Source organism: Prauserella alba, assembly GCF_024171735.1.
Lineage (GTDB): Bacteria > Actinomycetota > Actinomycetes > Mycobacteriales > Pseudonocardiaceae > Prauserella > Prauserella alba.
In genome coordinates this window covers 766,471-784,586 of the sequence record NZ_JAMTCH010000003.1, presented here as the reverse complement: position 1 = coordinate 784,586, position 18,116 = coordinate 766,471, and the positions used below count along the sequence as shown (strand labels likewise).

Here is an 18,116-nt window from a genome sequence, read left to right as displayed (position 1 = left end):
AGGACACCGATCGGTCGACGGGAGGAGTTCGCATGCGTCACAGCCGGGCCGATGTCGTGGCGCGCGCGATCACCGTGCTCGACGACTACGGCCTCGAGTCGTTGACGATGCGCAGACTGGCGACGGAACTGGGCGTGCGCCCCAGCGCGCTCTACCACCACGTGCCGAACAAGCAGACGCTGCTGGCCGCGGTCGCGGACGAGATCCTCGCGAGGGGCCGGCGCCCGGCGCGGGCGCACCGGTGGGACGCCCGCGCAGTCGAGATCTGCACCGAGCTGCGCGACGCGATGCTGGCGTATCGCGACGGCGCGGAAGTCGTCGTCACGGCGCACACCTTCGGTCTCGGGGCGCACGGTCCGGCGGAGCGGCTGCGCACCGCCCTCGACGAGGGCGGGCTGCCCGCCGACCTCGTCGAAACCGGCGCGCGTGCCCTGCTGCACCTGGTGTTCGGCCACACCGCGGAGGAACAGACCGCGTTGCAGGCCGCCAGCGCAGGCGCCATCGACCGCGTGCCCGTCGGCCGGTCCGATGTCGAACACTCGCTCGAGCTCCTGCTCGACGGACTGCGCGCACGCGCGGCCGCCGAGGCCGGTCACGCCTGACGCGGGGTCAGCGCAGCAGCAGCCGCGCCAGACGCTTCGCGGTGAAATAGGCACCGACCGCGGCGAGCGCGAGCAGGTACGCGGCGTGGCCGAGCATGCTCACATCCAGCACACCCACCGCGAGTCCCCTGGTGAGTTCGACACCGTGGTAGAGCGGCAGGCACTGCACCGCGTACTGCAGCGGCTCCGGGTAGACCGACAGCGGGTAGAACGTCGTCGACAGCAGGAACATCGGCATCACGGCGAGCTGGACGAAGTCGAACTGTGCCGGGGACTTCAGGAACGTCGCGCACACCATGCCCACGGCGGAGAACGCGAACGACACCAGCAGCGCCACCGGCAGGAGCAGCAGCGCCCACGGCGAGGTGACCAGTCCGAAACCGGCCATCACACCGAGGAACGCCAGTGCGTACAGCCCGCCGCGTAGAACCGCCCAGCCGATCTCGCCGAGTGCGATGTCGAGCGGCCCGAGCGGTGTCGCGAGGATGGCGTCGTAGGTCTTGTTGTAGCGGAACTTGAAGAAGACGTTGAACGTCGAGTCGAACACCGCGCCGTTCATCGCCGAGGCCGCCAGCAGCGCCGGTGCGACGAACGCGACGTAGCTCATCGGCTGCCCGCCGGGACCGGTGACCTGCTCGACCAGCTTGCCGAAGCCGACCTGGAACGCCAGCAGGTACAGCAGCGGTTCCACCACGCCGGAGACGAACACGAGCCAGGCGCGCGAATACACCATCGCCGAGCGCTCCAGCAGGGCACGCGCGCGTCCCGCATAGAGCGGTGCCGGCAACATCCGCAGCAACGGGCCGCGCCGTGCCGGTGCCGTGGCACTCTGCGCGGCGGCGTCCGGTGCGGTCGTGGAGGACGTCGGGGCCGTTCGCATCACACCACCAGCCGCCGGTAGAAGTAGCGCCGCGCCAGTACGGCACTGACGCCGAACAGCGCACCGAGGAACGCCAGGTGCCCGAGCGCGGGCGCGATGCCGAGACCGCCGAGGGTCACGCCGCGCGCGAGTTCGGTGCCGTGCCAGACCGGCGAGATCCAGGCGAGCCAGCGGACCGCGCCGGGGATCTGCTCGATCGGGAAGAACGTGCCGGAGAACAGGATCATCGGCATGACGAGGAACCGGAAGATGGCGGCGAACCTCTCCCCTTCGTTGTACGTCGTCGCCGCTACCGCCATGATCGGCACGCCGCACGCCACGGCCGCGAGCACGCCGACGGGGACGACCAGCAGCGCCCCGGCGTTCAGCCAGGCGCCGAACAGCAGCGCGATGATCGCGTACACCACGCAGGCGATGCCCACTCGCAGCGCGATCCAGATGATCTGCCCGCCGAGCAACTGTCCCGCCGTCACGGGCGTCGCGGTCACCGCGTAGTAGTCCTGTTGCCATTTGAACCCCGACAGCACGGGATAGCTCGACTCGCCGATGGCGTTCTGCACCGCGCCGGCGACCAGCAGCGCGGGCGCGACGTAGTGCACGTACGCCAGTCCGCCGGTGGCAGGGCCCGCCTCGACCTGGGAACCGAAACCGAGGCCCATCGCCGCGAGGAACAGCACCGGCTGCAGCCCCGACGAGTACAGGCTCGATTGCCAGTACCGCCGGTACCACGTCCAGTGTGCCTCGACCCGGAGCCAGGCCGCGCGCCACGAGCCGACCACCCGGCCGGCCGAGCGGGAGCCGGTCGCCACCCGCCGCGTCGTATCCGCCCCGTCCCTGCCCGCCATGTCAGTCCACCAGCGTCCGGCCGGTGAGGCGCAGGAAGACGTCTTCGAGCGTGCTGCGCCGGACGAGGCTCGACACCGGCCGCACGTCCCGGCCGTGGACCTGTTCCAGTGCGCGTTCGCCGTCGCCGGTGTAGACGAGTACGCGGTCCGGCAGCTCTTCGACCCGTTCGCCGAACTCCGCCACCTGCTCGGCGATGCCGCCCTGCTCGCCCGGTGCGAACCGCAGCTCGAGCACCTCCCTGGTCGAGTACCGGGCGATGAGTTCCGAGGGCGACCCCTCGGCGACGATGTGCCCGCCGTCCATGACGACGAGCCGGTCGCACAGCTGCTCGACCTCGTCCATGTAGTGGCTGGTGATGATGAGCGTGACGCCACCCGCCTTGAGCCGGAACAGCCGGTCCCACAGCATGTGCCGCGCCTGCGGGTCGAGCCCGGTGGTCGGTTCGTCGAGCAGCAGCAGGTCGGGATCGTTCACCAGCGAGCGGGCGATCGTCAGCCGCCGTTTCATGCCGCCGGACAGCGCGTCCACCAAGCCGTCGGCGCGCTCGGCGAGTTGGGCGAACTCCATCAGCTCGGTCGCCTTGCGGCGCACGTCGGCCCGTGACATGCCGAAGTACCGGCCGTAGATCTGGAGGTTCTGCCGCACTGTCAACTCGGTGTCCAGCGTGTCCTGCTGCGGCACCGAACCGAGGCGGGCACGGATCCGCGGCCCGTCGACGTCAGGGTCCATGCCCAGCACGCGCAGGTCGCCGTCGGAGCGCGGTGACGTCGACGCGATCATCCGCATCGTCGACGACTTGCCGGCGCCGTTCGGCCCCAGGAACCCGAACGCCTCGCCCTTGCGCACCTGCACGTCGATCCCGCGGACGGCTTCGAAGTCGCCGAAGCGCTTCACCAGCGCCTTGGCCTCCACCATCGGAGCCTCCACCATCGGGACTGCCGCCGTCTCACCGCTCATGTGGTCTCACCGCTCACCCGCGGAACATTGCCACAACCCACCGACAGGAAACGACGGATTTCGACGTAGAAGGCGGGACCGCACCCGGCGAGCGCGGTGATCGACACCACGTCGGCCCTCTCGTGAACGACGTTGGCCGCGTCCTCACAGGAGGACGCGGCCAACGTCGTGTCGCATGTTCGGCGTACCCGAGGCACGCCGACAGCTCAGAGGCTGCCGAACCAGAGCTTCAGCTCGCGCTCGGCCGACTCGGGCGAGTCCGAGCCGTGCACCAGGTTGAACTGCACCTCCAGGGCGTAGTCGCCGCGCAGCGTGCCCGGGGTCGCCTTCTCGACGGGGTCGGTGCCGCCGGCGAGCTGACGGAAGGCCGCGATGGCGCGCGGGCCCTCGACGGTCATCGCCACGAGCGGGCCCGAGGTGATGAAGTCGACGAGGTCGCCGAAGAACGGCTTGTCCTTGTGCTCGGCGTAGTGTTCCTCGGCCACGGAACGCTCGACGGTGCGCAGGTCCATCGCGGCGAGCGACAGTCCCTTGCGCTCGATGCGCGAGATGACCTCACCGACCAGGCCCCGCTCGACGCCATCGGGCTTGACCAGAACCAACGTGCGCTCAGTCACGGGGTATTTCTCCTTCAAACAGAACGGTAGTGGAAAAAGCGTAGCGGCCGCTTCCCGCGCCTTCTCGTGAGGGCGGGAGGCCTCACTCCGGCTGCAGGGTCTTCGACCACAGCGACGCGCCGGTGCCGTCACGCAGGTCGACCGTCAGTGCGCCGCTCGGTCCGTCCACGTTGATCTCGCCGAAGTGCTGGAAGCCCTCCATGGGCGAGGCGTTCTGGCCGTCGGCCGGCGGTGCGTGCGTGAACACGGCCTTCGGGCCGAACGTGCCGTCCAGATCACCCGGGCCGAACGCACCCGCGTGCAGCGGCCCCGAGACGAACTCCCAGAACGGGGCGAAGTCGGTGAAGCTCGCACGTTCCGGGCTGTAGTGGTGCGCGGCCGTGTAGTGCACGTCGGCGGTCAGCCACACCACGTTCCGGACCTGCCTGCGGGCGACCTCCGAGAGCACCCACGCCAACTCGGTCTCGCGGCCGCCCGGGGCGCCGCCGACACCGTTGGACACGCCTTCCATGGCACCGGCATCGCCGTCGGCGACGGCGAGGCCGATGGGCAGGTCGGCCTGCACGATCTTCCACGTCGCCCTGCTCCGGGCGAGAGCGCGGACGAGCCACGCGGCCTGCCGCTCGCCCAGCACGGAGCCGTCGCGGTGGGCGTCTCCGTCGTTGCGGTCCTTGTAGCTGCGCATGTCGAGCACGAACACCTCGACGTGGTCGCCGTAGGCGAAGTTGCGGTACACCCGGCCGTCCTCGGCCGCCTTCGGGTCGATCGGGTGCCACTCGTGGAACGCCCGGAAGGCGCGACGTGCCAGTACGTCGACGCGCTTCTCGGTGTACTCGGGCAGATCCAGGATCTCGCCGGGGTACCAGTTGTTGACGACCTCGTGGTCGTCCCACTGCACATAGCTCGGGGTGACGGCGTTGAACTCGCGGACGCTGTCGGCGAGCAGGTTGTAGGCGAACTGGCCGCGGTACTCGTCGAGTGTTTCGGCGACCTTCGACTTGGCCTCGGTGACCACGTTGCGGTACACGCGCCCGTCGGGCAACGTCACCGACTCCTCGAGCGGCCCGTCCGCGTAGACGGTGTCGCCGCAGTGCAGGAACAGGTCGGGGCGGCGGCGGGCCATCGCCGTGTAGGCGGGCATGCCGCCGATGTCGGCGTTGATGCCCCAGCCCTGGCCCGCGACGTCACCGGACCAGGTGAGGCGGACGTCGGAGCGGCCCTTCGGCGCGGTGCGGAGCCTGCCGGTCACCGGTTCGGACGTCACGCGCCCGTCCAGGTCCTCCGCGGTGACGCGGTAGTACGTGTCGGCGCCGGTCGGCAGGCCACGCAGCCGCAGTTTGCCGGTACCGCCGGTCTCGGGACTCAGTACGGGACCACGCACGACCCGGCTGCGCAGGAAGGACGGGTCGGCGGAAACCTCGACGAGCATGCGCGAGGGGCGGTCGGCACGCGTCCACACCATCGCCGAGTGCCGTTCCACGTCGCCGGACTGCACGCCGTGGGTGAGCACCGGACGGCCGGAACGGGAGAACCCGGCGGCCGTGCCGCCGGCCAGCGTGGTGGCGGCCAGCGCACCGGCGCCGACGGCACCGGCCTTCAGCAGCCTGCGGCGCGCGACGGCGAGACCGGCCGCGGGGACTTCGCGGTGGGAAGGGAGATCAGTCATGCCGCACTTCTATCGCGCGGGGAGGGCTGAAGCCTCAACACGGCATGGCCGGACGATGAACGGCGGCACGCGAGACCACGAGGTCAGGGACGTGTGGTTCCTAGCCCTGCTGTTGGCTGGGCAGGGTGCCCTGAGCCATGCGCCGCGCGACGTCGCGGCGCAGCCACAGCAGCCACAACCACACGCCGAGGAAGATCAGCCCGATCACGGCGATCGAGGGCAGCGCGACGACGAACGCCAGCAGTACGACGTGCAGGCCGAGGATGGTCCACACCGCCCAGGGCTGCTTGAGCAGCCCGCACAACACGAGCAGCGCCGCGACGACGGCCATGACGGTCCAGCCCTGGAAGCTCGTCACACCGTCGCCGAGCGTGCCGACCACGGGCAGCGCCAGCGCGACGACGATCGCCTCGATGACCAGCGTCCCGGCCTGGACACCGCGGAAACCCTTCATCGGATCGGTCGCGGGTGCCGGCACGTCATCGCCGGTCGCACCCGCGGAGGTGGCGCCGTCGTCACTCATGCGGGCTCCTTGCCGAACAGCGTGCGGGCCTCACCCGCGGTGACCACCGAACCGGTGACGAGCACGCCGCCACCCGCAAGCGGTTCCTCGGGGTCGTCCGGCTGTTCGACGAGGCTGATCGCCGTTTCGATCGCTGTGTCCAGTGCGGGTTCGACCGTCACCCGTTCCTCACCGAACACGGCCATCGCGAGTTCGGCCAGCTGCTCGGCGGGCATGGCCCGCGGTGAGGAGTTGACGGTGATGACGACCTCGTCGACGACCGGATCGAGCGCCTCGAGGATGCCGCGGACGTCCTTGTCCTCGAGGACGCCGATGACGGCGACGAGCCTGCGGAACGCGAACTCCTCGTCGATCGTGGCGGCCAACGCGGCGGCGCCGTGCGGGTTGTGCGCCGCGTCGGCGAGCACCGCGGGCGCGGCACGGACACGTTCCAGCCTGCCCGGTGTCACGATCTCGGCGAACGCCTCGCGCACCGACTCGCCGACGAGCTGCCGCTCCTTGCCCGCCCCGAAGAACGCCTCGACCGCGGCCAGCGCCAGCGCGGCGTTGTCGGCCTGATGCTTGCCGTGCAGCGGCAGGAACACTTCCTCGTAGACGCCGCCGAGACCCTGGATGGTGAGCAGCTGCCCGCCGACCGCCTTGGTGCGGTCGAGCACGGTGAACTCGCTGCCCGCGCGCGCGACGGCGGCGTCGACCTCGACGGCCCGTTCCAGCAGCACACGCTCGGCGTCGGGTTCCTGCTCGGCGACCACAGCCACCGAATCGGCCTTGATGATGCCCGCCTTCTCCCCGGCGATGGTCGCGCGGTCGTCGCCGAGGTAGTCGGCGTGATCGATGCCGATCGGCGTGATGACCGCGACCTGGCCGTCGGCGACGTTGGTGGCGTCCCACGCACCGCCCATCCCGGCCTCGAGCACGGCGACCTCGACGGGCGCGTCGGCGAACGCGGCGAACGCCATGCCGGTGAGCACCTCGAACTTGCTCATCGGCGGCGCGTCGGCACCGCCCGCCTGGTCGACCATCTGCACGAACGGGGCGACGTCGCGGTAGGTGTCGACGTAGCGCTCGGCGGAGATCGGCTGCCCGTCGATGCTGATCCGCTCGGTCACGAGCTGCAGGTGCGGGCTGGTGTAGCGGCCCACGCGCAGGCCCATCCGCGTCATCAGCGCCTCGATCATGCGCGAGACGGAGCTCTTGCCGTTGGTGCCGGCGACGTGGATCACCGGGTACGTGCGGTGCGGGTCACCGAGGAGGTTCATCAGCGCGGAGATACGCGTCAGCGACGGCTCGAGCTTCGTCTCCGGCCACCGCTCGTTCAGCTCGGCCTCGACGATCTGCAGCTCGCGCCGGGACTGCTGCTCGATGGCGGCCTCGGTCTCGTCGCTGGGCGGCTCGGGATCGTCCGGCAACGGACCGGCGATGAAGTTGTCGCCCTCGGTGAGTTCGGGCGGAAACTCCTGCTCGTCGTCCGACACGCACACACTCCCTGCTGGTACTGCACTGACGGTCCCGAGTCTACGTGCGACCACGCGTCAGCGGCCGCCACACCCTCCGTCCACAATGATCATGACCACCCGCCGTCCCCGAACCGCCACGGCGACACCGCGTGTCCTGCACCGGGCCCCCGCGTGTCCTGCACTCCGACACGGGTCGCCGTCGCCACTACCCCGCCGCGGGCCGCCGGCGAAGCACGAGCGCAGGACACGCGGGGCCGACGGAGCTGTGCGCTCGGCAGACCGTCAGGGGGGTCAGCGGAGGCGACCCCACCAGCCGGCGTCGAGCTCACCGCGGGCGACGAACTCGGCTGGCCCCGTCAGCGTCGCACCCTCGCGGTCGACCGTCACGGTCACCCGGCCACCCGGGATATCCACTGTGGACGATCCGTGGTCGGTGCCCGAGAGGTGCAGCGCCGCCGCGACGGCGGCCACGGTGCCGGTGCCGCACGCGCGGGTCTCCCCCACTCCCCGTTCGTACACGCGCATCCGGAGGGCGCCGGGCTCGACGGTGTTGATGAATTCGAGGTTGACGCCGTCGGGGAAGAAGTCCCCGTCGAACCGGGGCTGCTCCCGCAGGTCGAGCCCCGCCACGTCGTCATCCATTGTGGATACCAGGTGCGGGTTGCCGACGTCGACGGCGACGCCGGACAGTTCACGCCCGTCGACCACGGCCACCGACGTGCCGGTGATCCGCGCCTGCCCCATCTCCACGGTCACCGACAGGTCCGGGTGCACCTGCACCGGCCGATCGCCCGCACGGGTGCCGACGGCGAACTCCCGCCGGTCCTCGAGGCCGGACTCGACGAGGTAGCGGGCGAACACGCGCACCCCGTTCCCGCACATCTCCGCCGCCGAACCATCGGCGTTGCGGTAGTCCATGAACCATTCGGCGGCCGAGTCCTCCGTGCCCGGCACGTCCCCGGCCAGGGCGGACACGCGCACGACCCGCAGTACGCCGTCGGCGCCGAGCCCCCGCTGCCGGTCACACAGTGCGGCGACACGCTCCGGCGTCAGCTCCAGCGCGCCGACCGCATCGGGCAGGACCACGAAGTCGTTCTGTGTGCCGTGCCCTTTGAGGAATTCGATTCCACCCATGCCGTCCAGATTACGGCGTCACCAGGCGGCGGACGCGGTCGCCCAGGTCCGGGTCACCGCCGTCGAACCAGTGGATGCGCGTGTCACGCCGGAACCACTTGCGTTGTTTGCGGACGAACCGTCGCGTCGCCTGCGCCGTCTCGTCGGCGGCCTGCGTGAAATCCCCGGTCCCGGCGTCGAAGGCCGCCAGTACCTGCTGGTACCCCAGCGCCCGCGAGGCCGTCTTCCCGTCACGCAGCCCCCGTCGTTCCAGGGCGCGCACTTCGTCGACGAGCCCGTCGGCGAACATCTGCTCCACGCGCAGGTTCACCCGCTCGTCCAGCTCGGCGACGTCGCGGTCCACGCCGACGAGCACGGTGCCGTACCGGGGCTCGCCCGGTGTCGGCAGATTCGCCGAGAACGGCTGTCCGGTGATCTCGATGACCTCGAGGGCCCGCACGATCCGCCGCACGTTTCCCGGCAGGATCGCCGCGGCCGCGTCCGGGTCCAGCCTTCCGAGCCGCTCGTGCAGTGCGGGTGCGCCGAGCCGCTGTGCCTCGGCTTCCAGCGAGGCCCGCACCTCGGGGTCGGTACCGGGGAACCGTAGCTCGTCGACGACGGCCTGCACGTACAGTCCCGATCCGCCGACCAGCACCGGGACCCGCCCCTCGGTGAGCAACCGCTCCAGCTCGGCACGTGCGTCGCGCTGGTAGGCCGCCACCGACGCCGTCTCCGTCACGTCCAGCACGTCCAGCAGCCGGTGCGGCACGCCCCGCCGCTCGGCCACGGTCGCCTTCGCCGTGCCGATGTCCATGCCCCGGTAGAGCTGCATGGCGTCGGCGTTGACGACCTCCCCGCCGAGCGCGAGCGCCAGCTCCACGCCGAGCGCCGTCTTCCCCGTGGCCGTCGGACCGACGACCGCGACCGGCCGGATGCTCATCCCGCCTCCCAGCACGCGACGTGGTAGCCCACACCGCGCGGGGCGTCCGAATACACCAGCTCACCGTGCCAGGTGACGCCGCGGGCGCGGGCGAATCCGCCGAGTACCTGCCACGGGGCCCTTCCTGCCACTCGCAGCTCGTCCGCCAGGGCGGGGTCGATGTCGAGGAGAGCCTGCGGATCGGCGCCGGCGAGCGCGGCGGCGACGGCCGCGTCGAAGCCCTGCGCCCGCTCGTCCTCCTCGCCGGGAGGTGCGGTGTCCCTGCGCGCCGACCCGTCGCCGACGACCAGGAGCCCGACCGGGTCACCGGCCGGGTCGTCGGAGGCGGCCAGCTTCTCACCCAGTGTCACGCAGTCGGCGGGGCTCGCGTCCTCGGCGATCAGTTCCACGCGGACCGAGCGCGAGCCGGCCCGCACGCGCAGCCATGCGGCGACGAGCGCGGGCAGTGGCAGGTCCTCCGGCGGCTCCGCGGAGTTCACGTCGAGGGGTACGACCACGTCGGCACCGAACGCGCGGAACGTGCCGGACCGGTCCGCCTCGACGGTGGCGGGCGCGCTCCCGGCGGGGCCTGCGCCCACCGCGATCCACCGGGACGGCAGCCGGGACGCCGCGTCGACGGCGGCGGCGCGCACCGCGTCGGCCAGCCGGGTACCGGGAACCAGCTCGGGCACCAGTAGCGGCGCAGCGGGAACCACGACGGCACACGAGATCACGCGTCCAGAGGCTACCGGCAGCACTCTCCGCGGTACGTCTTGAGGCAATCTTCGGGCAACGGAGTACCGAGAACCGTGCTGACCTGTTTGAATGCGGACAGCGACCCGCCGGATCGCCCGCGATCCGGTGGCAGTGACACCGACAGCACCACCCGGCCCCGCCCGCGGCGGGGCGCCCGCACCACGGGCCTAGGTGAGAAGGAGCCGGCCATGGCCGAGCAGAACACCCCGGAGAACACGACGCACGTGCCGGCGCCCAGCGAGGTGCCGCACACGCAGGCCGCTTCGACGATCCCCGCGGCGGAACCGCACCCCGAACGCTGGGGCCGCATCGACGACGAGGGTGCGGTGTTCGTCCGCACGTCCGGCGGCGAGCGGCAGGTCGGCGTGTGGCAGGCGGGCACCGCCGAGGAGGGCCTGCTCCACTTCGCGCGACGGTTCGACGACGTGCGCACCGAGGTCGAGCTGCTCGAGACCCGCCTCTCCTCCGGTGCAGGCGACCCGAAGCAGGCACTCAGCAGTGCCACGCACCTCAAGGACGGCCTTCCCGAAGCGGCGATCGTCGGGGATGTCGACGCACTGGACGCGAAGCTGGACGCCGTGATCGCGCACGCCGAGCATGCCGTCTCCCAGGTGAAGGAGAAGCGGGAACAGGCACGTGCCGAGGCCATCGCACGGAAGCAGGACCTCGCCGCCGAGGCCGAGCAGATCGCCGCCGAGTCGACCCAGTGGAAGTGGGCCGGTGACCGGCTCAAGGCGATCCTCGAGGAGTGGAAGACGATCAAGGGGATCGACCGCAGGACCGACGACGAACTGTGGAAACGGTTCTCGAAGGCGCGCGAGGCGTTCAACCGCAGGCGTGGGTCGCACTTCGCCGAGCTGGACAAGCAGCGCGCCACGGCGAAGCGGCGCAAGGAGGAGCTCATCGACGAGGCCGAGTCGATGACGGAGTCGACCGACTGGGGTCCGACCGCAGCGCGGTACAAGCAGCTCATGGCCGATTGGAAGGCCGCGGGGCGGGCGCCGAAGGACTCCGACGACGCGTTGTGGCAGCGGTTCCGCGCCGCCCAGGACGCGTTCTTCTCCCGCAGGGCGGCGGCGCTGCACGAACGGGACGCCGAGTTCGCCGAGAACGCCTCGCGCAAGGAGGAGCTGCTGGTCGAAGCGGAGAAGATCGACCCTTCGGCGAATCTGGAGGCGGCTCGCTCGCAGCTGCGGCGCATCCAGGAGCAGTGGGACGAGATCGGCAAGGTGCCGCGGGAACGCATCCGCGAGCTCGACGGCAGGCTCAAGGCGGTGCAGGACCGCGTGCGCGGAGCCGAGGACGCGAAGTGGCGCCGCACCGATCCCGAGGCGCAGGCACGCGTGGACCAGTTCCGCGAGAAGGTGGAGCAGTTCGAGGAGCAGGCCGCCAAGGCACGCGACGCCGGGGACGGCAAGCGCGCCGCGAAGGCGGAGCAGCAGGCCGCGCAGTGGCGCGAGTGGTTGTCGGCCGCCGAGGCCGCGATCGCCGACCGCTGATCCGGCGTTCCCCGTGACCGCGGCCTGGTCGGCAGGCGCGGTCACCGGCCCGGGGCCGGCTCGTCGGAGTCGGGACGGACGCTGAGTCAGGCGATGCCGGGGCGGGGCGGCACGCGTGTCAGGAGCGGGACCATGCGAGGCGCGTCCACTGCACGGCCAGCACCACGACGCAGATCCACATGAGGATCATGCCCGCACCGGGGCCGCTCCCGGCGTGGCCGCTCACCGGGGACGACTGCTGCGACCAGATGGCCAGCAGTCCGTCCACCGACGAGATCCAGCAGCCGACCGTGCAGACCCAGCTGAGCCACCAACGGCGGGTGACCAGGGCCGCGGCCGAGGCGAGCACACCGAACAGCGAGCCGGTGGATACGAACAGCCGTGGGATCGCGCCGCCTTCTCCCGCGACCATGCGCCAACCGGGCTCGCCGCCTGCCCAGGGCAGCAGCAGTGCGATGAGAGCTACGAACACGACGACGGCGATCGCGAACCCGGAGCGGCCGGGCTCGATCGTCTTCGTCGCCTCGGAGAGCGTGGCGTCGACGTCCGCGCCGAGCTCTTCGACCGCGCGGTCTCGTTCCTCGTCGCTCACAGTCCGCATCCCGTCGCCGTGGTCGTCTCAGCCGGTTCGGCGGGCCTGCCGAAGCTCGGCAGACCGAGGCTGACGCCGTCGGTCTTGGGCCGCTGCCCCGCCTCGGCGTTGTCGCCCGCGCGGGTTCGGCGGTGGCTGAGCAGATCACCGTCGGCCACCAAGTGATGCGGCGCGGCGTAGGTCACCGTGGTCTCGACGATGTCGCCGGGCCGCACCGCGGTGTCGATCTCCGGGCCGGTGGGTGTGAAGTGCACGAGCCTGCCGTCCCGGGCGCGGCCGCTCATGCGCTGCGTCTCGGCGTCCTTGCGGCCTTCACCCGTGGCGACGAGGAGTTCGACGCGTTTGCCGACCTGGTTGCGATTCTCCTCCCAGGAGATCTCGTCCTGGAGGGCGACGAGGCGCTCGTACCGCTCCTGCACGACCTCCTTGGGCAGTTGGCCGTCGAGGTCGGCGGCGGGCGTTCCCGGCCGCTTCGAGTACTGGAACGTGAACGCACTGGAGAACCGCGCGCGGCGCACCACGTCGAGCGTCTGCTCGAAGTCCTCCTCCGTCTCCCCCGGGAAGCCGACGATGATGTCGGTGGTGATCGCGGCGTCGGGCATGGCGGCGCGCACCTTGTCCAAGATGGACAGGAACCGTTCCGACCGGTACGAGCGGCGCATCGCCTTGAGGATGCGATCCGAACCGGACTGCAGTGGCATGTGCAGCTGGTGGCAGACGTTGGGCGTCTCGGCCATCGCGTCGATCACGTCGTCGGTGAAGGCGGCCGGATGCGGTGAGGTGAACCGCACACGCTCCAGCCCGTCGACCGAGCCGCAGGAGCGCAGCAGCTTGCCGAAGGCGTGCCGGTCGCCGAACTCGACGCCGTAGGAGTTGACGTTCTGGCCGAGCAACGTCACCTCCAGCACGCCCTCGGCGACGAGCGCCTCGACCTCGGCCAGGATCTCGCCCGGCCTGCGGTCGCGTTCCTTGCCGCGCAGCGACGGGACGATGCAGAAGGTGCACGTGTTGTTGCAGCCCACCGAGATCGACACCCAGCCCGAGTAGGCCGAGTCGCGCCGGGCGGGCAAGGTGGACGGGAACGTCTCGAGCGCCTCGAGGATCTCGACCTCGGCCTCGGCGTTGTGACGGGCGCGTTCGAGCAGCGTGGGCAAGGACCCGATGTTGTGGGTCCCGAACACCACGTCGACCCAGGGCGCCCGCTTGACGATGTCGCCGCGGTCCTTCTGGGCCAGGCAGCCGCCGACCGCGATCTGCATGCCGGGCTTCTCGTTCTTGCGGGCCCGCAGGTGACCGAGGTTGCCGTACAGCTTGTTGTCGGCGTTCTCCCGCACGGCGCACGTGTTGAGCACGACGACGTCGGCGGCGTCGCCCTCGGCCGCCGCGACGTATCCGGCGTCCTCCAATTGTCCCGCGAGACGCTCGGAGTCGTGGACGTTCATCTGGCAGCCGAAAGTGCGGATGGAGTACGAACGGGTCACGACTTCCAGGGTAATCCGGCATCTAACGGGCACCTCGGTGGGCCGGATCGACCCGGAGTGGATAGGCTCCCGCACACCACTCCGGTCACGCGGCGTAAGCGGACCGGGGTGAAAGATTGCGATTTGACTTAAATGGCGCACCGGGGTTGACCCGATGGTGTTCAATCTCGGGGTTGCCGGACATGCTCGTCGAACCGGCAGCTCACCGTTATGGAGGCAAGATTTGAGTACCGAGGCGTCCGGCTCCGGCGGCGCGTCCACGGCCACCACCCCGCCGATGATCAAGGCGACGGCCGCGGACAAGTACTTCGGCGACCTGCATGTACTGAAGGACATCAATCTCGAGGTCCCTCGCGGACAGGTCGTGGTCGTGCTGGGACCGTCCGGGTCGGGTAAATCGACCCTCTGCCGCGCCATCAACCGCCTCGAGCCGATCAACTCGGGCACGATCGAGGTCGACGGCGAACCGCTGCCTGCCGAGGGCAAGGCGCTCGCCGCGCTGCGCGCCGACGTCGGCATGGTGTTCCAGCAGTTCAACCTGTTCTCGCACAAATCGATCATCGAGAACGTCACGCTCGGCCCGGTCAAGGTACGCAGGGTCTCGCAGAGCGAGGCCCGCACGACCGCGATGGAACTGCTCGAACGCGTGGGCATCGCCGATCAGGCCGAGAAGTACCCGGCGCAGCTCTCCGGCGGCCAGCAGCAGCGCGCGGCGATCGCCCGCGCGCTGGCGATGAAGCCGAAGGTGATGCTGTTCGACGAGCCGACCTCCGCACTGGACCCCGAGATGGTGCAGGAGGTGCTCGACACGATGACCTCGCTCGCCGACGAGGGCATGACGATGGTCGTCGTCACGCACGAGATGGGCTTCGCCCGCAGGGCCGCCCACCGCGTGCTGTTCATGGCCGACGGCGAGGTCGTCGAGGATTCGACTCCGCAGGACTTCTTCTCCAACCCGAAAACCGACCGGGCGAAGGACTTCCTCGGCAAGATCCTCACCCACTGATCGCACATCCCGGCCCCGAGGCACCGCTGAGCGGGGCCTGTCCGGACACCCGCCGCACGCGGGGCGAACCACATGGAAGGAACACAACATGCGTTTCAGCCGAGTACTGCGTACCGGCGCCCTGGTGGCGGCCGTCGGCCTGACGCTCGCGGCCTGCGGTCAACCCAACAGCGAGGAGGATGCGAACAAGTCGCTCGTCCAGCGCGCCGAGGACAACGGTTCGCTGACCATCGGCGTCAAGATCGACCAGCCCGGCCTCGGCCTGAAGAAGCCGGACGGCTCGTACGAGGGCTTCGACGTCGACGTCGCCAAGTACGTCGCCAACGAGCTGGGCGTCGAGGAGGGCGACATCGAATTCGTCGAAACGCCGTCCGCCCAGCGCGAGAACATGATCCAGAACGGCGACGTGGACATGATCGTCGCCACCTACTCGATCACACCCGAGCGCGACGAGGCGGTCGACTTCGCGGGGCCGTACTTCCTGGCCCACCAGGACCTGCTCGTGCGGAAGAACGACAACTCGATCCAGGGTGCCGAGGACCTCAACAAGAACAAGAAGCTCTGCTCGGTCAGGGGCTCGACCTCGGCGCAGAACGTCAAGAACGACTTCGCTCCGAACGCACAGCTGCAGGAGTACGGCGGCTACTCCGAGTGCCTCACCGGCGTCGAGAACAAGGCCATCGACGCGATGACCACCGACGACACCATCCTCGCCGGTTACGCAGCCCAGCAGCCGGGCAAGTTCAAGCTGGCCGGCGCCGAGCTCAGCAACGAGAACTACGGCATCGGCCTGCGTGAGGGTGACGACGAGGGCAAGAAGGCGCTCGACGAGGCGATCCAGAAGATGATCGACTCCGGCGAGTGGAAGAAGGCCGCCCAGAAGCACTTCGGGCCGGCCGGCTACGAAGTCCCGGAGGCGCCGACCGTCGGCGAAGTGGTCGAGTAACTGACCTGAGACAGACACCGGTTCGAGCTCGGGCCCGACTCAACGGGGTCGGCCCGGGCTCGTTCGGTCTCCGGAGGAGCACCACGTGTTCGATTTTCTGACCGAGTACGACATACTCGGGGCCTTCTGGGTCACGGTCCAGCTCACCGTGTACTCGGCGATCGGTTCGCTGATCTGGGGAACCATTCTCGCCGGTATGCGGGTCAGCCCGGTCCCCGTCATGCGCGCGTTCGGTACGGCGTACGTCAACATCGTGCGCAACATTCCGCTGACCCTGGTCATCATCGCGATGTCCCTCGGTCTGTACCAGACCTTGAATGTCGCGTTGGGCGGCAACACCATCACCGCGACCAACTTCCGCCTCGCCATCCTCGGTTTCGTGCTGTACACGTCGACGTTCGTGTGCGAGTCGCTGCGTTCGGGCATCAACACCGTGCCGGTCGGCCAGGCCGAGGCGGCGCGGGCGCTGGGACTCGGCTTCGGCCAGGTCTTGCGCATGATTGTGCTGCCGCAGGCGTTCCGATCCGTGATCGGCCCGCTGACCAGCGTGTTGATCGCGCTCACCAAGAACACGACGGTGGCCAGCACCATCGGCGTTGCCGAGGCATCGCTGCTGATGAGCGAGATGACCGAGAACGAGAGCGACGTCATCGGCCTGGTGTTCATGATCTTCGCGATGGGCTTCGTGATCCTGACCCTGCCCGTCGGACTCCTTCTGGGCCGGGTCGCCAAGAAAGCGGCGGTGAAACGATGAGTGCTCCCTCCGTCCTCTACGACGTGCCCGGGCCGAAGGCCAGGGCACGCAACGCCGTCTACACGGTGCTGTTCCTGCTCGCGCTCGCCGGCGTCGGCTGGTGGATCATTGCGACGCTGGCGGAGAAGGACCAGCTCACCTGGCAGAAATGGGGTCCGTTCTTCACCGAGGGACAGGTGTGGACGACCTTCATCTTCCCGGGGCTGCTGAACACACTCACCGCCGCGGGATTGGCGATCGTGATCGCACTGCCCCTCGGGTCGTTGTTCGGCATCATGCGACTGTCGGATCACCTGTGGATCCGCGTGCCCGCGGGTGTCGTGGTCGAGTTCTTCCGCGCCGTTCCGGTGCTGATCCTCATGGTCTTCGCCGACCAGTTCTACGCCGAGTACACCGACATCGACTCGGACTACCGGCCGTTGATGGCCGTGGTCACGGCGCTGGTGCTCTACAACGGAGCGGTCCTCGCCGAGGTGGTCCGTGCGGGTATCCAATCGCTGCCGGCAGGCCAGGCCGAGGCGGCCAAGGCGATCGGTATGCGCAAGACGCAGACCATGACGAACGTGTTGTTGCCCCAGGCCGTCACCGCGATGCTGCCCGCGATCGTCAGCCAGCTCGTCGTGGTCCTGAAGGACACCGCGCTGGGCGGCGCCGCATTGGGCTTCGCAGACCTGTTCAGCCAGATCCGGCCGATCGCGAACAACTACTTCGCGAACACGATCGCCACCATGACGATCGTCGCGGTGATCTACATCCTGCTGAACAACCTGCTCACGGCCGCCGCGGGCTGGCTGGAGAAGTGGTCCCGGCAGCGGAAGACGAGCTCCGGCGCTGTGGTGAAACCGGTCGACAACAACGGCCGCAACGCGTAGCGGCCAGCCTGTTCGGTTCCGTCGATGAAGGGCCATCTTCCCAGCCCGGGAAGGTGGCCCTTCTCCGTCAGTCGGGGGTGGCGTCGTCGATCGGGGTCGATTCGGCGCCGGCGTTGCGGAGTTCCTCGCGGACGATGCCGTAGGACAGGCCCTGCGGATAGCCTCTACGCGCCAGCATGCCCAGCAGTCGGCGCGTGGCCTTCTGCTCGTCGACCCCCGTCATCGTCCGCAGCTTCTTACGGACGAGCTCTCGGGCACGGTCCTCCTCGGCGTTCGCGTCGATCTCTCCCGCGGCCTCGGCGGCCACCTCGCTGTCAACACCCTTGCGCCGGAGCTCCGCGACCAGCGCGCGCTTGGCCAGACCCTGATAGGTGTGCCGGGATCGCACCCAGCTCTCGGCGAACGCCGCGTCGTCGATCAGTCCGGCGTCGTCGAGTTTGCGTAACAGCTCGTCACAGACCTCGCCGTCGAAGCCCTTCCGCACCAGCGCCGACCGCAGTTCCTCCTTCGTGCGAGGCCGAGCGGCCAGCAGGTCGAAGCAGACCTCCTTGGCCTTGCGCCTCGCTTCCTCCGGCGGCAGGTCGGACACCGGGGTGCGGGTGCGCGACCGCCGCGCACCCGCCGAATCCG

The 18,116-nt window shown here is 69.8% G+C and carries 19 protein-coding genes; 6 read left to right on the top strand and 13 right to left on the bottom strand.

Annotated elements, in window-relative coordinates:
• The first annotated feature begins 32 nt into the window (after nt 1–32).
• Nucleotides 33–602 carry a TetR/AcrR family transcriptional regulator C-terminal domain-containing protein gene (locus LY12_RS03505; RefSeq protein WP_253853203.1) on the top strand — a complete coding sequence of 190 codons (570 nt, stop codon included), beginning with the start codon at nt 33–35 and terminating at the stop codon, nt 600–602.
• Nucleotides 603–609: 7 nt separating this feature from the next.
• Here LY12_RS03505 and LY12_RS03500 read toward each other — a convergent pair whose 3' ends face one another.
• The 10 genes from LY12_RS03500 to LY12_RS03455 all read right to left on the bottom strand — a co-directional run bounded on the left by LY12_RS03500 (nt 610) and on the right by LY12_RS03455 (nt 10,314).
• On the bottom strand, nt 610–1,482 hold the full coding sequence (locus LY12_RS03500; RefSeq protein ID WP_372493441.1) for an ABC transporter permease: 873 nt from the start codon (nt 1,480–1,482) through the stop codon (nt 610–612).
• Nucleotides 1,482–2,327: an ABC transporter permease gene (locus LY12_RS03495; RefSeq protein ID WP_253853202.1), complete on the bottom strand. Its 846-nt coding sequence runs from the start codon at nt 2,325–2,327 to the stop codon at nt 1,482–1,484. The genes LY12_RS03500 and LY12_RS03495 overlap by 1 nt, the downstream gene beginning before the upstream one ends.
• A 1-nt stretch (nt 2,328) precedes the next feature.
• The gene (locus LY12_RS03490; protein ID WP_253853201.1) at nt 2,329–3,285 is read right to left on the bottom strand and encodes an ABC transporter ATP-binding protein; all 957 of its coding nucleotides are present in this window, start codon (nt 3,283–3,285) and stop codon (nt 2,329–2,331) included.
• 206 nt (nt 3,286–3,491) lie between these two features.
• A complete protein-coding gene (ndk, locus tag LY12_RS03485) occupies nt 3,492–3,902 on the bottom strand; it encodes a nucleoside-diphosphate kinase (RefSeq protein WP_253853200.1) in 411 nt (136 codons plus the stop codon).
• An 82-nt stretch (nt 3,903–3,984) separates the two neighbouring features.
• Nucleotides 3,985–5,568 (bottom strand): alkaline phosphatase D family protein, encoded by a 1,584-nt coding sequence (locus LY12_RS03480; RefSeq protein WP_253853199.1) that lies wholly within the window; start codon nt 5,566–5,568, stop codon nt 3,985–3,987.
• Between the two features lie 100 nt (nt 5,569–5,668).
• On the bottom strand, nt 5,669–6,091 hold the full coding sequence (locus tag LY12_RS03475; protein WP_253853198.1) for a DUF4233 domain-containing protein: 423 nt from the start codon (nt 6,089–6,091) through the stop codon (nt 5,669–5,671).
• Nucleotides 6,088–7,566, bottom strand: a complete 1,479-nt coding sequence (gene folC / locus LY12_RS03470) for a bifunctional tetrahydrofolate synthase/dihydrofolate synthase (protein ID WP_308292061.1) — start codon at nt 7,564–7,566, stop codon at nt 6,088–6,090. Before folC ends, LY12_RS03475 begins: the two co-directional genes overlap by 4 nt.
• A gap of 273 nt (nt 7,567–7,839) precedes the next feature.
• Complete coding sequence (gene dapF, locus LY12_RS03465) at nt 7,840–8,682, bottom strand: diaminopimelate epimerase (RefSeq protein WP_253853197.1); 843 nt, start codon at nt 8,680–8,682, stop codon at nt 7,840–7,842.
• A gap of 10 nt (nt 8,683–8,692) precedes the next feature.
• Nucleotides 8,693–9,601 carry a tRNA (adenosine(37)-N6)-dimethylallyltransferase MiaA gene (miaA, locus tag LY12_RS03460; RefSeq protein WP_253853196.1) on the bottom strand — a complete coding sequence of 303 codons (909 nt, stop codon included), beginning with the start codon at nt 9,599–9,601 and terminating at the stop codon, nt 8,693–8,695.
• A complete protein-coding gene (locus tag LY12_RS03455; protein ID WP_253853195.1) occupies nt 9,598–10,314 on the bottom strand; it encodes a class III extradiol ring-cleavage dioxygenase family protein in 717 nt (238 codons plus the stop codon). Before LY12_RS03455 ends, miaA begins: the two co-directional genes overlap by 4 nt.
• Nucleotides 10,315–10,524: 210 nt before the next feature.
• Between LY12_RS03455 and LY12_RS03450 the strand changes: the two genes are divergently transcribed.
• Nucleotides 10,525–11,835, top strand: a complete 1,311-nt coding sequence (locus LY12_RS03450; protein ID WP_253853194.1) for a DUF349 domain-containing protein — start codon at nt 10,525–10,527, stop codon at nt 11,833–11,835.
• 118 nt (nt 11,836–11,953) lie between these two features.
• On the opposite strand, the gene LY12_RS03445 is transcribed toward LY12_RS03450, so the two are convergent.
• Nucleotides 11,954–12,427 carry an Rv2732c family membrane protein gene (locus LY12_RS03445; protein ID WP_344072239.1) on the bottom strand — a complete coding sequence of 158 codons (474 nt, stop codon included), beginning with the start codon at nt 12,425–12,427 and terminating at the stop codon, nt 11,954–11,956.
• Nucleotides 12,424–13,908 (bottom strand): tRNA (N6-isopentenyl adenosine(37)-C2)-methylthiotransferase MiaB, encoded by a 1,485-nt coding sequence (gene miaB, locus LY12_RS03440; protein WP_253853192.1) that lies wholly within the window; start codon nt 13,906–13,908, stop codon nt 12,424–12,426. The genes LY12_RS03445 and miaB overlap by 4 nt, the downstream gene beginning before the upstream one ends.
• Nucleotides 13,909–14,185: 277 nt before the next feature.
• Here miaB and LY12_RS03435 point away from each other — a divergent pair, with 277 nt between their 5' ends.
• From LY12_RS03435 to LY12_RS03420, 4 genes are all read left to right on the top strand, one after another.
• Nucleotides 14,186–14,914, top strand: a complete 729-nt coding sequence (locus LY12_RS03435; protein WP_253854858.1) for an amino acid ABC transporter ATP-binding protein — start codon at nt 14,186–14,188, stop codon at nt 14,912–14,914.
• 88 nt (nt 14,915–15,002) lie between these two features.
• Nucleotides 15,003–15,860, top strand: a complete 858-nt coding sequence (locus tag LY12_RS03430) for a glutamate ABC transporter substrate-binding protein (protein ID WP_253853191.1) — start codon at nt 15,003–15,005, stop codon at nt 15,858–15,860.
• Nucleotides 15,861–15,945: 85 nt separating this feature from the next.
• Nucleotides 15,946–16,614, top strand: a complete 669-nt coding sequence (locus tag LY12_RS03425) for an amino acid ABC transporter permease (RefSeq protein WP_253853190.1) — start codon at nt 15,946–15,948, stop codon at nt 16,612–16,614.
• Entirely contained in the window at nt 16,611–17,486 is an 876-nt protein-coding gene (locus LY12_RS03420) for an amino acid ABC transporter permease (RefSeq protein WP_253853189.1), read from the top strand. Before LY12_RS03425 ends, LY12_RS03420 begins: the two co-directional genes overlap by 4 nt.
• Before the next feature lie 67 nt (nt 17,487–17,553).
• Here the strand turns inward: LY12_RS03420 and LY12_RS03415 are convergent, their stop codons facing one another.
• Complete coding sequence (locus tag LY12_RS03415; protein WP_253854856.1) at nt 17,554–18,075, bottom strand: regulatory protein RecX; 522 nt, start codon at nt 18,073–18,075, stop codon at nt 17,554–17,556.
• Nucleotides 18,076–18,116: the final 41 nt, after the last annotated feature.

What these genes read in the sequence shown, in the direction of transcription:
- LY12_RS03430 (WP_253853191.1), top strand. Translation starts at nt 15,003, where the DNA reads ATGCGTTTCAGCCGAGTACTGCGTACCGGCGCCCTGGTGGCGGCCGTC.
- LY12_RS03480 (WP_253853199.1), bottom strand. Translation starts at nt 5,568, where the DNA reads ATGACTGATCTCCCTTCCCACCGCGAAGTCCCCGCGGCCGGTCTCGCC.
- LY12_RS03435 (WP_253854858.1), top strand. Translation starts at nt 14,186, where the DNA reads ATGATCAAGGCGACGGCCGCGGACAAGTACTTCGGCGACCTGCATGTA.
- LY12_RS03420 (WP_253853189.1), top strand. Translation starts at nt 16,611, where the DNA reads ATGAGTGCTCCCTCCGTCCTCTACGACGTGCCCGGGCCGAAGGCCAGG.
- dapF (WP_253853197.1), bottom strand. Translation starts at nt 8,682, where the DNA reads ATGGGTGGAATCGAATTCCTCAAAGGGCACGGCACACAGAACGACTTC.
- LY12_RS03490 (WP_253853201.1), bottom strand. Translation starts at nt 3,285, where the DNA reads ATGAGCGGTGAGACGGCGGCAGTCCCGATGGTGGAGGCTCCGATGGTG.
- LY12_RS03495 (WP_253853202.1), bottom strand. Translation starts at nt 2,327, where the DNA reads ATGGCGGGCAGGGACGGGGCGGATACGACGCGGCGGGTGGCGACCGGC.
- miaA (WP_253853196.1), bottom strand. Translation starts at nt 9,601, where the DNA reads ATGAGCATCCGGCCGGTCGCGGTCGTCGGTCCGACGGCCACGGGGAAG.
- LY12_RS03500 (WP_372493441.1), bottom strand. Translation starts at nt 1,482, where the DNA reads ATGCGAACGGCCCCGACGTCCTCCACGACCGCACCGGACGCCGCCGCG.
- LY12_RS03505 (WP_253853203.1), top strand. Translation starts at nt 33, where the DNA reads ATGCGTCACAGCCGGGCCGATGTCGTGGCGCGCGCGATCACCGTGCTC.
- LY12_RS03450 (WP_253853194.1), top strand. Translation starts at nt 10,525, where the DNA reads ATGGCCGAGCAGAACACCCCGGAGAACACGACGCACGTGCCGGCGCCC.
- LY12_RS03475 (WP_253853198.1), bottom strand. Translation starts at nt 6,091, where the DNA reads ATGAGTGACGACGGCGCCACCTCCGCGGGTGCGACCGGCGATGACGTG.